Annotated in this window: 14 protein-coding genes and 1 riboswitch; of the genes, 8 read left to right on the forward strand and 6 right to left on the reverse strand. The window is 39.2% G+C overall.

Annotation, left to right across the window (positions count from 1 at the left end):
• Positions 1 to 13 precede the first annotated feature (13 nt).
• On the forward strand, positions 14 to 838 hold the full coding sequence (locus tag GGQ60_RS15505) for a glycogen/starch synthase (protein ID WP_229685132.1): 825 nt from the start codon (positions 14 to 16) through the stop codon (positions 836 to 838).
• 21 nt (positions 839 to 859) lie between these two features.
• Positions 860 to 2278, forward strand: coding sequence for a DUF4270 domain-containing protein (locus GGQ60_RS15510; RefSeq protein ID WP_183766090.1), 1419 nt, complete (start codon positions 860 to 862; stop codon positions 2276 to 2278).
• Positions 2279 to 2486: 208 nt separating this feature from the next.
• On the opposite strand, the gene GGQ60_RS15515 is transcribed toward GGQ60_RS15510, so the two are convergent.
• Together GGQ60_RS15515 and mutY are read right to left on the reverse strand one after the other, a co-directional pair.
• Positions 2487 to 2924, reverse strand: coding sequence for a single-stranded DNA-binding protein (locus GGQ60_RS15515; RefSeq protein ID WP_183766092.1), 438 nt, complete (start codon positions 2922 to 2924; stop codon positions 2487 to 2489).
• Between the two features lie 54 nt (positions 2925 to 2978).
• The gene (mutY, locus tag GGQ60_RS15520; RefSeq protein WP_183766094.1) at positions 2979 to 4040 is read right to left on the reverse strand and encodes an A/G-specific adenine glycosylase; all 1062 of its coding nucleotides are present in this window, start codon (positions 4038 to 4040) and stop codon (positions 2979 to 2981) included.
• A gap of 170 nt (positions 4041 to 4210) precedes the next feature.
• On the opposite strand from mutY, the gene GGQ60_RS15525 reads away from it, so the two are divergent.
• From GGQ60_RS15525 to GGQ60_RS15545, 5 genes are all read left to right on the forward strand, one after another.
• Positions 4211 to 4513: an HU family DNA-binding protein gene (locus tag GGQ60_RS15525; protein WP_055909222.1), complete on the forward strand. Its 303-nt coding sequence runs from the start codon at positions 4211 to 4213 to the stop codon at positions 4511 to 4513.
• Positions 4514 to 4522: 9 nt separating this feature from the next.
• On the forward strand, positions 4523 to 5401 hold the full coding sequence (locus tag GGQ60_RS15530; RefSeq protein WP_183766096.1) for a tetratricopeptide repeat protein: 879 nt from the start codon (positions 4523 to 4525) through the stop codon (positions 5399 to 5401).
• Positions 5402 to 5682: 281 nt separating this feature from the next.
• On the forward strand, positions 5683 to 7233 hold the full coding sequence (locus GGQ60_RS15535; protein WP_183766098.1) for an Rne/Rng family ribonuclease: 1551 nt from the start codon (positions 5683 to 5685) through the stop codon (positions 7231 to 7233).
• Between the two features lie 136 nt (positions 7234 to 7369).
• Positions 7370 to 8746, forward strand: a complete 1377-nt coding sequence (gene radA / locus GGQ60_RS15540; protein ID WP_183766101.1) for a DNA repair protein RadA — start codon at positions 7370 to 7372, stop codon at positions 8744 to 8746.
• Between the two features lie 324 nt (positions 8747 to 9070).
• Positions 9071 to 9535, forward strand: coding sequence for a DUF4920 domain-containing protein (locus tag GGQ60_RS15545; RefSeq protein WP_183766102.1), 465 nt, complete (start codon positions 9071 to 9073; stop codon positions 9533 to 9535).
• 128 nt (positions 9536 to 9663) lie between these two features.
• Here GGQ60_RS15545 and GGQ60_RS15550 read toward each other — a convergent pair whose 3' ends face one another.
• Both GGQ60_RS15550 and GGQ60_RS15555 read right to left on the reverse strand, forming a co-directional pair.
• Positions 9664 to 10728: a branched-chain amino acid aminotransferase gene (locus GGQ60_RS15550; protein WP_183766103.1), complete on the reverse strand. Its 1065-nt coding sequence runs from the start codon at positions 10726 to 10728 to the stop codon at positions 9664 to 9666.
• A 144-nt stretch (positions 10729 to 10872) separates the two neighbouring features.
• On the reverse strand, positions 10873 to 11838 hold the full coding sequence (locus tag GGQ60_RS15555) for a tryptophan 2,3-dioxygenase family protein (protein WP_183766104.1): 966 nt from the start codon (positions 11836 to 11838) through the stop codon (positions 10873 to 10875).
• Between the two features lie 63 nt (positions 11839 to 11901).
• A riboswitch (Fluoride riboswitch) is annotated at positions 11902 to 11964 on the forward strand.
• A 19-nt stretch (positions 11965 to 11983) separates the two neighbouring features.
• Here GGQ60_RS15555 and GGQ60_RS15560 point away from each other — a divergent pair.
• Positions 11984 to 13273 (forward strand): voltage-gated chloride channel family protein, encoded by a 1290-nt coding sequence (locus tag GGQ60_RS15560; protein ID WP_183766105.1) that lies wholly within the window; start codon positions 11984 to 11986, stop codon positions 13271 to 13273.
• A gap of 288 nt (positions 13274 to 13561) precedes the next feature.
• Here GGQ60_RS15560 and GGQ60_RS15565 read toward each other — a convergent pair whose 3' ends face one another.
• Positions 13562 to 14863, reverse strand: coding sequence for an HAD-IB family phosphatase (locus GGQ60_RS15565; RefSeq protein ID WP_183766106.1), 1302 nt, complete (start codon positions 14861 to 14863; stop codon positions 13562 to 13564).
• Positions 14863 to 15825, reverse strand: a complete 963-nt coding sequence (locus GGQ60_RS15570) for an NAD-dependent epimerase/dehydratase family protein (RefSeq protein WP_183766107.1) — start codon at positions 15823 to 15825, stop codon at positions 14863 to 14865. Before GGQ60_RS15570 ends, GGQ60_RS15565 begins: the two co-directional genes overlap by 1 nt.
• Positions 15826 to 15863 lie beyond the last annotated feature (38 nt).

Raw genomic sequence — 15863 nt, forward strand, 5'->3', positions numbered from 1 at the left:
TTAAAATATGGAGATGGCAAAAACGAAGCTGCTGATTGTTACACATGAAATGTCGCCTTTCCTCGAGCTTACTAAAATTTCTGAAATTACGCGCCAGTTACCACAGGCTATGCAAGAAAAAGGATTTGAAATCCGTATCTTGATGCCGAAATTCGGTAATATTAACGAAAGAAGAAATCGTTTACACGAAGTGATACGCTTGTCGGGAATGAACATCATTATTGATGACAATGATAATCCTTTAATCATTAAAGTAGCCTCCATCCCAGCTGCACGCATGCAGGTTTATTTCTTAGACAATGAAGAATATTTCCAGCGCAAACAGGTATTTAGAGATGCCAGTGGAAAATTCTTCGACGACAACGACGAACGTACGATTTTCTTTTGTAAAGGCGCACTGGAAACCGTTAAGAAATTAGGTTGGGCACCGGATATCGTTCACTGTCATGGCTGGATGAGTGCATTAGTACCTGCCTACATCAAAACCACTTATAAAAACGATCCTACTTTTAAAAATTCTAAAGTAGTATATTCTATTTATGAGGATGGCTTTACAGAAAAGCTGAATACCAATTTCGCCGCTAAAGCAGTAATGTCTAATATGACGGAAGATGATACTAAAGCATTCTTACCTGCTGATTGCGAGAGCATGCACATTGGTGCGGTAACACACTCTGATGCAGTAGTTTTAGCAGACGAAAACCTAAATAAAGATGTGTTAAAATTTGTTAAAGATTCCAATAAGCCAACATTAGCTTTTAACTTAACCGAGAATTTTGAAAACTTCTATACTTTTTATGAAGAAATTTCGAATGATGAATTGGTTTCAGTAGCTTAATCAGGTATTATTATTTAAAATATGAAATTTACAAAACAAGACTTATTAACCCTGTTGATAGGTCTTTTTCTTTTTGCATCGTGTAAAAACCCGGACGGTGTTGGTTTGGACGTTGATCCGAATGCTGCCATTACCGGAACATTGGTGGTGTCTCCTGTTAGCACGCAATTGGTTCCGGAAACTGCTGCAAATACCTTCGGACAGCCCCGTTATCCGTTAGGCTATATGGTTGATCCTGTTTTTGGTAAAACAGAAGCGGGTATAGCCATGACTGTTTATCCTGTAATTAATACTGATTTTGGAACAGCGCCTCAGCTTGATTCAGCTGTTTTGGTATTAAAATTCGACGAATCCAGCGCGGTAACCAAATTTTATGGAGATACCATTAACTCCAAATACAGCATAGATGTATTCCAATTGGCCAATAAAGTAACAACATATCAAAGTTCGGATGTTCAGTCCATTAACAATACTTTATTAGGGAATTTCACAGGCAAATTAGCCCCGAATACCAAAGCTAAGGTGTATGATATTGTTACCGGTAAAGCTGATACTTTAAAGACAGTACCGGCACAGGTCAGAATTCCGCTTAACAAAACATTCATTCAGAACAACATTTTAAACCTGGGTACAGCCGGCACCTCATCAAATGCAAAATTTATAGATGCTTTTAAAGGTTTATATGCTCAGGTAAATAAATCTTCGGCAACAGGTACGGGTGGCATTGGTTTCTTTAGCTTCTCAGGAACAGATTCTTATCTGCAGCTGGTTTGGAAAAAAACCAATTCATCCAACGGAATTGATACCGCTACTGTAAACTTCCCTATTGGTGCATTAAACACCAGTGGTCAAATTAGCGGTGTGGCCGCAAATATCAAACACGATTATGCTGGCACGCCTGTACAGGAACAAATTCTTACACCAGGCGGCTCATATAATGTAACTTATCTACAGGGTCTGGCCGGCGTTAAAACCAAAATCAGCTTTGATGGACTGACATCTTTTACAACCAGTTACGGAAAAGTAATTGTTAATAAGGCCGAGCTGGTTATAGAACTTGGTGGGGGAGCGCCTGCATACCCTTTTAACGCCGCACAGCGACTTTCGTTGTACCGTTGGGATATTGCACACCAACCGGCTAACCTTCCCGATTACACGAATTTTGCGTTAAGCTCTTCGGGTATTTCTGCAGCAGGTGAGGCGCTTTATGGCGGATACTTCGATTCAGTTAAAAACCGTTATATCTTTATCATAACCAATTATGTCCAAAGCTTAATTGATGGCACCACAAAAGACGAAGGCACATTCCTGGCGCCAACTTCTTTTAACCTTTTCCAAACCGTGCCAACAGCAATTTCAGCAGAGAGATCGATTATTGGAACCGGTAATACAGCCACAAATAAAATGAAACTAAATATCTATTATACCAAGATCAATTAGGTATTGATATTATCGATTTCGAAAACTCCTGTTCTTAAAAGAGCAGGAGTTTTTTCTTTATACGACAATTGGATTTTATTATCAATGAAGCGCAATAATCGTCTCTACCAAATCCTGAATTGATTCTTAATTGCGCGTCGTTTAAACCTGCATTCCCAAACAAAAAGAGCCGCCATTCGGCAGCTCTCTTAATTTAAAGCATTTTATATTAAAAAGGAAGGTCCCCATTTTCGTCAGACGATCCAATGGTAAATTCATCCTCAATTTTAGCTTCAGGACTTTGATGTGCCGGTGCAACCGGACTTTGTTCGAAATCGCTTTTTCTGCCTAACATGGTAAAGTTTTCCGCTACAATTTCTGTTACATATTTTTTTACTTTTTCTTTATCTTCAAAGGACCTTGTTCTTAATTTGCCTTCAATATAAACCAGTTTACCTTTCTGAAGGTATTTGGAAGCTACTTCTGCCAAGCCACGCCACAGTACAATATTGTGCCACTCCGTTTGTTCTACTCTTTTTCCGTCTTTGTTGTATGTTTCAGATGTAGCTAATGGAAAACTGGCTACTGTTACGCCACCGTCTAAATGCCGTACTTCAGGGTCTTTGCCTAAATGGCCTACTAAAATAACTTTGTTAATCCCAGACATAAATATTTTTGGTTAGTTGTTTCGTTTTCTAAATGCACACCGAAAAGATGGTAATTACTCCATATTGTCACTACAAAAATATTCCTGAACAAAATCATGGATTACTTTTGGCTGCGGTAGCTCATCTAATTTACTTAAAGATACCCAATTAAGTTCCTTTTGTATACTAAAGTTAAATATATAATTTTTTAATGCAAAAAATTGAACGTGGATTATTTGGTGGGTTAATACGTGTTTTTTTGAGCTGATCAGCTCAAAATCTGAAGCATTTCCAAAAGTTTTTTTCACTAAAGCCGTAAATAAACTGCCATCTGTATTTTCATGTGTGAGCGTTTCTACGCTTGGAAAATCATATAAATGCTGCCAGACATCTCCAGCCTGCCTTTCCCTTACCAATACTTTTTCACCATCAAAACAAATAAAATAATTGATATAGCGGTGCTTCTGTGCAGTTTTTTTTAACTTAACAGGTAACTCATTTACCATTTTATGGCTAAAGGCGTAGCAGGTTTGGTTAAGCGGGCAAATGCCGCAGTTCGGCGATTTAGGTTTGCACTGCATTGCTCCAAATTCCATTATTGCCTGGTTATAGAGGGCAGGATCATCCTGATAAAGCAACTCGTTTGCCAAGATAAAAAATTTCTTTTTCCCTGCAGGCGAATTGATCGGGGTATCAATACCATAATACCTGGAAAGCACCCGGAATACGTTTCCATCTACCACAGCCCTCGCTTCTCCAGATGAAAATGAAGAGATGGCAGCAGCCGTATATTCGCCAATTCCCTTTAATTTTATTAATTCATCATGCAGTTTTGGGAAAACACCATTGTAATCTTTCATCACAATCTGTGCAGTTGCATGCATATTTCTTCCTCTTGAATAATACCCCAAACCTTGCCAGAGTTTTAAAACTTTGGCTTCGGTTGCCCTGGCAAAATCATTAACAGTAGGAAAATTTTCTAAAAATTTATTGAAATAAGGAAGGCCCTGCTCTACCCTTGTTTGCTGTAATATAACCTCTGATAACCAGATGGTATAAGCGTCATTGGTATGCCTCCAGGGCAAATCTCTCTTGTTTATCCGGTACCAATTGATGAGTTCATCTTGAAATGTCATTACTGCAAATTACGATCTATTTTTCTGATTAAAAAAAAACTTGCAATTGCCTGATAAGTCTAACGATAAAAAAATCATCTTTTATTTCCCTATCTCATTAAAAAGCAATACTTTTGCAACCCCAAAACAGTAGTAATATTAAAACATAATAATATAATAAATAATAAAATATGACTAAGGCAGATATTATTTCAGAAATATCAACAAAAACCGGAATTGAGAAGGTTGATGTACAGGAAACAGTTGAGGCATTTTTCAAGGTTATCAAAACCAGCATGATTGGCGGTGAAAATGTATATGTTAGGGGCTTCGGAAGCTTTGTTGTTAAAAAGAGGGCGCAAAAAACTGCGAGAAATATCTCAAAAAACACTGCAATAATTATCCCAGAACACTTCGTTCCTAGCTTTAAACCAGCAAAAGTATTTGTTGATAAAGTGAAAAGTAATTCAAAAAAAATTAAGGTAGAAGCTTAAGTCTTATATATGGATAGCAACATCAGATCAAAACAAACCATTATTATTGGAGCGATTGTATTGCTTGTTGCATTCTTATTTACAAGAGACATAAAGGGTTTGGTTAAACCAACGGAAGAAAATGGAAAAATGCCTTCAAGCGGCAGTGTCGCGGGAACAGCTGCTCCATCATCCACCTCGGCACTAAACCTCGAAACTTCGTCTACTGCTGCAAAGAATGTGATCAACAAAAATTTGGCTACAGATATTACAGCTTTAGAAAATAGTTACAAAGGCGCAAATGGCGCAGAAAAGATTGAACTTGCTAAACAACTGGCTCAGAAATGGGACGATGTTGAGCAGATTACTCCATCTGCCCTGTATTTAGAAATTGTAGCCGAAAACGAACCATCAGCAAAATCGTGGTTAGCGGCCGGTAATCAATTTATAAAAGCTTTTGAAAGCACACAAGATAGTATTGCACAGCCTGCTTTATTGCAGAAAGCGAATGCATCTTACAAAAATGCATTAGAGAAAGACTCAACAAACATTGAAGCTAAAACAGGCTTAGGGGTAACAATAGTAAATGGCTTAGGCGCACCAATGCAAGGTATTGCAATGTTGCTGGAAGTTGTAGCTAAAGATCCTAAAAACGTAAAGGCGAACATGAATTTAGGATTATTCTCTATAAAATCAGGTCAGTTCGATAAAGCAATTCCCCGTTTTAATACGGTAATTGCCACTGCTCCAACCCCTGAGGCCTATTTTTATTTAGGCACTGCATTAGAAAATTTAGGCAGAAATAAAGAAGCAGTAAATGCTTACCTATCAAGCAAAAAATTAGCGGCTAACCCTACCTTATCATCTTTTATTGATAAGAAGGTGGCTGAACTAAAGAATAAAAATTAATTAACAGATTAATAAAAACATTTAAAACTTAAAACTATGCCAAGCGGTAAAAAAAGAAAGAGACATAAAATGGCTACCCACAAACGTAAAAAACGTTTAAGAAAAAACAGACATAAGAAAAAATAGTTTCTTATTTTGATAAAGCCAGTTAAACCTCATAGTAAACACTATGAGGTTTAAACAATTTATATGATTTTCTTATTGTATAGGTTTTTGGCTATATCACTGTTTTTTATTTACTATCCATTTGTTAATAGGCGAAAGCCTTAAATCTGTAGCTGTTGGTAAAAGAATTAATTATCAATTCGACTCCTGCCGGAGTTACCATAGCGTTGATTGAAGACAAACAACTTGTTGAGCTTCACAAAGAACAAATTAATACCAACTACGCCGTAGGGGATATTTATTTAGGCCGCATTAAAAAAATTATGCCCGGCCTGAACGCTGCTTTCGTGGATGTTGGTTATGAAAAAGATGCATTTTTGCATTACTTTGATCTGGGCCCACAGGTGCAATCTTTAATTAAGCTAACTAAGATCAAGCGTAATGGCTCGGTTACAGGCACATTATTAGATAATTTAAAGCTGGAAGCCGATATTAACAAGGCAGGCAAAATTTCTGATGTGCTCAGTAAAAACATGCTCCTACCTGTTCAAATTGCCAAAGAGCCAATTTCTACAAAAGGACCACGGTTAAGTTCCGACATTTCGATTGCCGGCAGGTATGTGGTACTGGTGCCATTCTCCAATACCATATCTGTATCAAAAAAAATAAAAAGTAATACAGAACGTAATCGGTTAAAAAAGATTATCGAAAGTATCAAACCTCAAAATTTTGGGGTTATTATCAGAACTGTTTCGGAAGGCAGAGGAGTTGCCGAAATGCAGAAAGATCTTTTGGATCTGATTGCTAAATGGGAAAACTTCATTAAAAAAATACCTTCTACCGAACCTTCGAAAAGAGTTTGGGGAGAAATGGACAGATCATCAACGTTAATCCGTGATATTCTGAATCCTGATTTTACAAACGTTTACGTAAGTACACCAGAGCTGTACGACGATATCCGTTCTTATGTTCACGATATTTCTCCTGAAATGGAAAAAATCGTTAAACTATATAAACAAAAAGAGCCGATCTTCGATCACTTTGGAATAGAAAAGCAGATTAAAAATGCTTTCGGAAAAACAGTAAACTTACCCGGTGGTGCATACCTGGTGGTAGAGCACACCGAAGCGCTGCACGTAATAGACGTGAACAGTGGAAACCGTACTGCCAGTAAAGAAAATCAAGAAGAGAATGCTTTACAGGTAAACAAAGAGGCGGCTAAAGAAATTGCCCGTCAACTGCGCTTGCGCGATATGGGCGGTATTGTGGTAATCGATTTTATCGATATGCACAAACCAACAAACCGAAAAATGCTATTCGATTATTTGCGTGAGCTGATGTTATTGGATAGGGCCAAACACACTATTTTGCCTCCAAGCAAATTTGGTTTGGTACAGATTACCCGGCAGCGTGTTCGTCCGGAAATGAATATTGTTACGGTAGAAAAATGTCCGACCTGCGATGGGACGGGAGAAATTAAAGCGAGTATCGTTTTAATGGATGATATTGAGAACAACCTTAATTATATTTTAAGAGAGCAGAATGAAAAAGGGGTTACACTTTGCGTGCACCCTTATATTGAAGCTTATATTACAAAAGGCATTTTCAACCTTCAACGCCGTTGGTTCTTTAAATATGGCCAATGGATCAAAGTTAAGGCACAATCATCGTATCACTTAACCGAGTTTCACTTTATCTCCTCAAAAGATGAAGAGATTAAATTATAACTCAAAACACATTTAACAGAAAGCCCGGATTTAAAAATCCGGGCTTTTTTATTTTGCAATAAAACCTTGCAGGTTTCAAAAACCTGCGAGGTTTATCCACGAGAAAGGTTAAATTCGTAATCTAAATTTTAATCAATTGGCAAAATCAAAAACCGCTTATTTCTGTCAGAGCTGTGGCTACGAATCTGCAAAATGGCTGGGTAAATGCCCGTCATGCAACCAATGGAATACCTTTGTAGAAGAAATTGTAGAAAAAAGCCCGGCATCTGTTCCAACCTGGAAAAGCGATACGGCCAGCCGTAAATTAAACAAACCAAGCAAGGTTGATGAAATACAATCATCAACAGAACGCAGGATATTAACCGGCGACAGAGAATTAGACCGTGTTTTAGGCGGCGGATTGGTGGAAGGATCGTTAGTGCTCATTGGCGGCGAACCGGGTATCGGAAAATCGACGTTGATGTTGCAACTCGCGTTAAATTTAAAGGGCAAAAAACTGCTCTACATCTCCGGTGAAGAAAGCGAACAGCAAATCAAAATGCGGGCAGAACGAATCCAGGAATCGGCATCATCCAACTGTTATATTTTAACAGAAACATCTACGCAAAATATATTTAAACAGATCGAAATCCTGGAACCTGAAATTCTAGTTGTAGATTCTATCCAGACCCTGTATTCTGCCCATATCGATTCAACACCAGGCAGTGTATCTCAGGTTAGGGAATGTACTGCCGAATTGTTGCGTTTTGCAAAGGAAACCGGGGTACCCGTTTTCTTAATTGGCCATATTACCAAAGACGGCGCTATTGCAGGGCCTAAAATACTCGAACACATGGTTGATACGGTTTTACAGTTTGAAGGCGACAGGCACCACGTTTACCGCATTCTACGATCTATTAAAAACAGATTTGGTGCAGCAGCAGAACTGGGTATCTACGAAATGCAGGGAGCTGGTTTAAGGGAGGTTTCTAATCCTTCTGAAATTTTATTATCCCAGCGCGACGAAGAGCTGAGCGGAATTGCAATAGCCGCAACGTTAGAAGGTGCAAGGCCCATGTTAATTGAAACACAGGCTTTGGTAAGTCAGGCAGCGTATGGAACCCCACAACGTTCTGCAACAGGCTTTGATACCAAAAGAATGAACATGCTATTGGCTGTTTTAGAAAAACGCTGTGGTTTTAGGTTGAGTACACAAGATGTTTTCCTCAATATTGCGGGAGGGATCAGAGTAGAAGATCCGGCAATTGACCTGGCAGTACTGATTGCGATTATTTCTTCCCACCAGGATATTGCCATTTCCTCGAAAAACTGCTTTGCTGCCGAGGTAGGTTTATCAGGCGAAGTAAGGGCCGTTAACCGTATAGAACAACGTATCGCCGAAGCAGACAAACTGGGTTTCGAAAGCATTTTCATCTCTAAATACAATCTGAAAGGAATTGCAATAGAAAAATACAAACTTGAGATTAAAGCTGTAAGTAAAATAGAAGAGGTATTCAGCCTGGTTTTCGGATAAATAAAAATGGGGAAACTGCTCAACAAAATTCCACAGTAAGAAGATAATATTCTACGCTTTCATTATACTATTGGATATTGGCAAACTGAACAGTAACTCAACAATAACCTGAATATCAAAACATTACCAACAACCAAAATAAAAATTAAACTTTTGGATTTTTGTTTGCCTATAAAAACCTGGATGTGCATAATAAAATGACATCTACACAATTATAGGGATGATTTTCCTCGTTAACGGATGTTAGCGAGGATTTTTTGTTTTCACTACTTAGAAAAATTTTAAATAACTTTGAGTAGATCATAACCGGATAATTATAAAATCATGAAAAAAATCATTCTAAGTTTGGGCTTCTGCCTATTTACAGCATTTTCATTTGCCCAAACCGCATACACTGGTCAAAAATTTGGAGAAGAAGTTAAACCAGGCGATGTAAAACCAGCTGCAAAAATGGAAGCTGCTATGGGGGATAAAAAAACTGTCGACATGAAAATCGAAGGCAAAGTGGTTGATGTATGTAAGAAAAAAGGATGTTGGATGACTTTAGAAATGCCGAATGGTGATCCAATGCGGGTAACTTTTAAAGATTATGCATTTTTTATGCCGATGGACATTGTTGGCAAAAAAGTAATTTTAGATGGATTAGCTAAAAGACAAACTATATCAGTAGAAACTTTACGCCACTATGCAGAAGATGCTAAAAAATCTCCCGCAGAAGTAGCCAAAATTACCGAGCCTAAAAAAGAGCTTGCTTTCGAAGCCAAGGGCGTAGTGATTTTGGATAAGTAAGATATCCTCTTCCCTCTATCCATTACCCTGAATTTAAAATGCTGAAATAATTCAGCATAACGATAATAAAAAAAAGAAACCCCGGTACAGCATATGCACCGGGGTTTCTTTGTTATAAAGTTTTCAGGTTACAAAACCCAGTTCCAGCCAAACTCATCAGGCGCTAAACCGTAACGGATATCGTTCAATTTTTTAGCAATGCCATTCGAGATTTGTCTTGTTGATGGATCAGTTAATTTATAAGTCTGGCCATTGTAGCCCAGTTCGCCAATGTGCGTTACCGTTGCGGCAGTACCCGCGGCAAAAGCTTCAGTTAAACTGCCATTTTCAATGCCTTCGATCACTTCCTTAACCGAAATCCTGCGTTCTTCAACTGCTACGCCAGCTTCTTTAGCCAGTTTGATAATGGTATCGCGTGTAACACCATCTAAAACGGTACTGCGTACCGATGGCGTGATCAGTTTCCCATCGATCACGAATAGTAGGTTAGCAGTTCCGGCTTCTTCAATAAACTCATGTGTTACCGAATCCGTCCAGATCAATTGATCATAACCTTCTTTTTTAGCCTGTTCGAAAGGATATAATGAACGGGCGTAATTTCCGGCAGTTTTAGCAAAGCCTACACCACCTTCGTCAGCACGTGTAAATTCAGTCTCAATTTTAACTTTTAATGCACTGCTGTAATATGGCCCTGTCGGAGTAGTTAACAAAGCAAATTTATACGTATCAGATGCCTTAACACCTAAATAAGGATCCATTGCAAACATTACCGGACGGATGTATAAGGCATAATCTTTCTGGTTAGGCACCCATTTCTCATCAACATTGATTAAAGCAGCCAAACCCTGCATAAAAATTTCTTCCGGAATAGTTGGCATCGACATTCTAGCGGCCGATTTATTAAAACGTTCGAAGTTTTTATCGGCACGGAATACACTGATCCTTCCATCAGGCTGACGATAAGCTTTTAGTCCTTCGAAAATTGCCTGGCCATAATGAAGTGCAGAAATTGCGGGGCTCATCGGAATGGGGCCATAAGGAAGAATTTGTAAATTTTTCCATTCGCCGTCTTCATAATTGGCAGTAAACATGTGATCGGTAAAAACCTTACCGAACGGTAATTGCGAAAAATCAGTAACAGTCAAACGCGTTTCGTTTGCTTTAGTGATTTTTATATCTAATGTCTCGGTCATTGTATTTGAATTTTGAATGGATGAATGATAGAATGAAGGAGTGTTTTACCCATTCACCCCCTAATTAACAACTCATCCACCCTGTCATTAACTATTTCGTGCAAATTAATAAAAAAGAGGCTTTTTTAATAGTTTTTTACAATATTATTCTTTGTTTTTGAGTGTTTTAAGTACACTAAGAACCCACCCTTTCCCCCATTCTTCCATCTGCTCAGGGGTCCACAGGAACGGATAAAAAATTCGCTTCTGAAAACGTGGAGGCAGGTATTTCTGCCAGTTGGTTCCGCCTGTTGCCGCAATATCAACGGGATCCTTCTCTAAATAGCGCACAGCCGATTTGTAATGCGATAAAGGCCACTCTACGTTCACATACAGATCCAGCTTGCGCAATTCTTCAGCTAGGGCCGAAACGTCGGCTCCCTGGCGCTGCAGTTGATGGTATAGCGCCGAAAAATTAGTTAACGACCGGTCTTTTGCCAATTGTAAAAACTGGGCAGCATATTTTTTAATAAACTGCTTTAACGTTAAGGTTTGTTTGCCTGAAGCCAGCTCGGTTGCGCCAAATTTCCAATAAATATGCTCAAACTGTTCTTCAATAGTGGCATCACTTAATTCTTCCCGTTTGGATTTATCTACCAGGCGGATGAAATCAGTAGCGCAGATCTCAATCATCCTGTATTGGCCGGATTGGAAGCCACTGGCTGGCAATAAAGACATGCGGAATTTTAAAAACTGTTCTTTCTCCATTCCATCAACCATTACGTCGAACGAAGTAGTTAAAGCGTTAAAATATGCATTGATTCTTTTTACCCGGGCAGTAAAAAACTCTACGGTTAAATTTTCGTGCTCGGCCAACTGTTTGCATTCGTGTAAGGCGAGTTTAAAATAAAGTTCCGTAATCTGATGGTACATAATGAAAATCTCTTCATCCGGAAACGGTGTTTTAGGGCTCTGCAGGCTCAATAAGGTATCCAAATGAATGTAATCCCAGTAGGTAAGGAAATCGGCATATAACAGGCCGTCGAGGTAGGATGCCATATCCTGCCCCATCGCAGTATACTTTTCCTGTAATTGGTTTAGTTTGTCTTTTATTTCTGGTGTGAAATCCATAATTTAAAGTTAGTTGTACAAAGGTGATAAGATTTTGCAACAAATAACTAAATTTTATACATTTGAAACGATGGCGATGGGGTTCCGCCAAAACCGCCAGAACAGGCTGATGACTCCTACGATTTTTATTTAAAATTGATTTTAAATGCCTGTTAAAAACATCTCAGAAGGGTTTCTTCTGTATATTAAAACCTTTATTAAGCGCGATTTCGGATTACTTTTAATCAGTTCCATTAAATGGCTTTTTGTCTCCTGCCTGCTTGGTGGGATCATCGGCTCTGCCTCAGCCCTATTTCTAAGTACCTTAAACTGGGCAACAGACTACCGTGAGCAACACGTCTGGATTATCGCTTTTTTACCCATAGCCGGTTTAATGATCGGTCTGGCTTACCATTATTGGGGCACTGCCGTAGTAAAAGGAAATAACCTGTTAATCGAAGAACTGCAATCGCCTAAAAAAATAATCCCCATTATTATGGCACCGCTCATTTTTACAGGCACAATTATCACCCATTTATTTGGTGGATCTGCAGGAAGAGAGGGTACAGCGGTACAAATTGGGGGTGCTTTTGCCGATCAGTTTACAAAATTGTTCAAACTTAAGGCAAGGGACAGAAAAATTATCCTTATTTGCGGCATCAGTGCGGGTTTTGCCTCTGTTTTCGGTACGTCTTTGGCCGGTGCGGTATTCGGGCTCGAGGTTTTCGTAGTAGGAAGTTTAACTTATGGTTCAATTCTGCCTTCATTTATGACCGCAGTTATTGCCGATTATGCCTGTAAAGCCTGGGGGGTTGGCCACACGCATTATGCCATATCCAGTGTGCCCGAAATGGATTCGGTTAACCTGCTGTTATCATTGGGCGCCGGCATATTATTTGGCCTTGCCGCGAGAAGTTTTTCCGCGCTAAATCATGCGCTATCTAGCCTTTTTTCGAAGATTAAATACCCTCCCCTGCGGCCTTTTATTGGTGGGATCATGTTAATTGCAATCATTTACCTGATCGGCAACACACGCTACATAGGTTTAGGTATCCCGGTAATTTCTGAGGCCTTTACACAGCGGGAAGCTTATTATACTTTCGCCATAAAATTACTCTTAACGGCCCTTACACTCAGCGCGGGTTTTAAGGGTGGTGAAGTAACGCCACTTTTCTTCATCGGGGCTACATTGGGCAGCTTTTTAAGCTTATTTATCCCCTTGCCTATTGGCTTATTGGCCGGAATGGGATTTGTAGCTGTATTTGCAGGAGCAGCCAACACGCCTTTGGCCTGTATTTTTATGGGCGTTGAGCTTTTTGGTACCGCATCGGGCATTTATATTGCACTGGCCTGTGTTACGGCTTATTTATTTTCAGGACACACCGGCATCTATAAATCCCAAACGATCGGGGCACCAAAACATTTGTTGCTGAAAAGGCACCAGTTTTTGAGGTAGCGAAGAGCGTGTGTAGCGAAAAGCGCCATATTTTGTCATTCCGAACGCGATACCTTTGTAACATAGTGTTTGCTTCGCTGAACTATCACGTTAGCGAAGCTTTACATACCACAATCTTTAGCAGACTTAAAATAAAAAAGATCGTCATCCCGACTGAAGCGCCGCGAACGGAGAGATCCGCCCAAGCAGATTTAACTTCGCTGAGTACTTCGTGGTTCCCGACTACATTACAATCCGCTAAAAATGACGATATTTAGGTTATTCCATTACCCCTCTTACATTTTACATCTAGTACAGCACCCTGAACTTTATCGTCTGCTCAATCTTTTTAAGCGATTTGAACAGCTGTTTATCGTACTGGGTATTGATATCGGTAATGGCGTAACCAATTTCAGAATTGGTCATTAAAAATTGGCTTACGATATTGATATCGTGCTTGGCAAAAACAGTATTGATTTTTGCCATAATCCCCGGCACGTTTTTGTGGATATGGATTAAGCGATGCGATTTCTCGATTTTTGGCAATTGCAGGTTCGGGAAATTACTGCTCAGATAAGTGGCGCCGGTATTCATAAAGTCGGCCACACGCCTGGGGATAAAATCGATATTACGCGGGTTGTTTTTTGGATCGTCAAAAACCACAATACCTTGCCTGGTGCAGAGGTTCAGGTCTATTTTGTTTTTTGCACTACCTAAATAACCGATGGTTTTCAGTTTAGCGGCATTTTTTAACTGCTCTCTATCTATTTTTTCGCCATTAGCCAGAAGGATAATCCCTACATCTTTTACATATTTTTCCTCAAAAGAGGTTTTATGGCGGATGGATAAACCATCGTTTTTAAGGATAGAAATGGTTAAAGGATCAACTTCCCCGATTACCAGGCAGAGAATCCTGTTTTTTGGATAAGAAATGGCCCTGGGCAGGTCATTTACATATAAAAACTCATCAAAACTTGGTGTAACATGATCGGCTTTTGAAACAATGCTCTCGCGGGCAATATTTTCCGTAAAAGCAAAAAACTTATTGATCATACCACTTTCGCGCAGTTGAAAATCAGAATAACCATCGCCGATACCAAATAATTCACCTTCCAATTTTAAATGCTGGAGCAACTTTACCTTTCCGCCTTCTTCACTTAAGGGATTGGCATGGTCATAATCGATAATTTTACCATCGCCTGTGGTTACAAAGGTATTGGCGTAGATATTTTCCTTTTTAATATGGTATTGGCTTACTACGGGCGTAATAAACTCTTTAAAGCCGCCGGAAACGATCAAAACCTCATCAGCATGTTTTTTAAAGAACTCGGCATTACGGGAAAAAGAGGTTGAAACTTTCTTTTTTAAATGCTTGATCAGCTGTTTTAAATGATCTTCATTTGCTTCGAGCAGTTTAACCCGCTGTGCCAAACTTTCGGAGAAGGACAGTTTTCCTTCCATGGCAAAATTGGTATAATCTTCTATTTTCTGGAAAATCGCTTCTTTATCGGGGTGGTTCTTGAGCGAAATCCTGGCAAGTTCATCAAGCGCTTCAACCTGTGTAAAGGTACTATCAAAATCGATGATGTAATAGGCTTTTTGTTTGGGCATTATTTTAAATGTTGGGTAATTTCTTTTATGCTTTCGGCAACAGGCTTAAAAACTATTCCAGTTTCCGATTTTACTTTATCGTTGTTATAATAACTTAAGGTAACACTGCTTTTTGCGGCATCTTTGGTAATGGAGGGTTCTTTTCCTGTAAAAACAGACACAAATTTTAAGGCACGCCAGGCTATCCCGAGCATCCATGGCTTTGCTTCTTTGGCAGGTGCCTTAACTCCAAAACCTTGTGCAATTTCGCTGAAGAGGGTTTTATAATGATAATCATCGGCAGAAATGATGTAACGTTCTCCCGAAACCTCGGCATCCATCAATAAAATCATTACTTTGGCTACATCCTCCACATCAACAAAACCTGATGCCCCATCGGTGTAAAATGGGAAACCACCCTTTACCAATTTAAAAATGGCACCACTTCCTTCAAAACCTGCATTTTTACCGATAATAACCGATGGATTAACGATGATGGCCGCTAAACCTTCGGTTATGCCGCGCCAAACTTCCATTTCTCCTTCATATTTGGATAAACCGTAGGCATGGGCATGGGCATCGTACTCCCAAAAGTCTTTTTCATTTATTTTTTGACCTTTTTTAGCATTGCCAAGCGCAGCAACCGAACTTACATGCAACAACCTGCAATGATTTTCTGTACATAAGTTAACAATGTTGGAAGTTCCTTCAATATTGACGTGAAAAAGCTGTTTTTTATCTTTTGGGTTAAAGGATACAAATGCGGCACAATGATATACTTTGGTGATCCCCTCAAAAGCATCTTCTAAAGCAGCGGGCTCGTTGATATCTGCCACGAACCATTCAATCAGCGATATATTCTGGATCAGTGGAGGAATTTTAGATTTTTCCCGCCTTAAGGCCCGTACAGTTAAACCTTTATCAGTTAACTGTTTAATTAATTCAGATCCTAAAAATCCAGTTCCTCCGGTTACCAGTATCATTTTATTTTTTTCGGGCTATATGTGGAAATACGCATTCA

This window comes from Pedobacter zeae, from assembly GCF_014196715.1.
GTDB lineage: Bacteria > Bacteroidota > Bacteroidia > Sphingobacteriales > Sphingobacteriaceae > Pedobacter > Pedobacter zeae.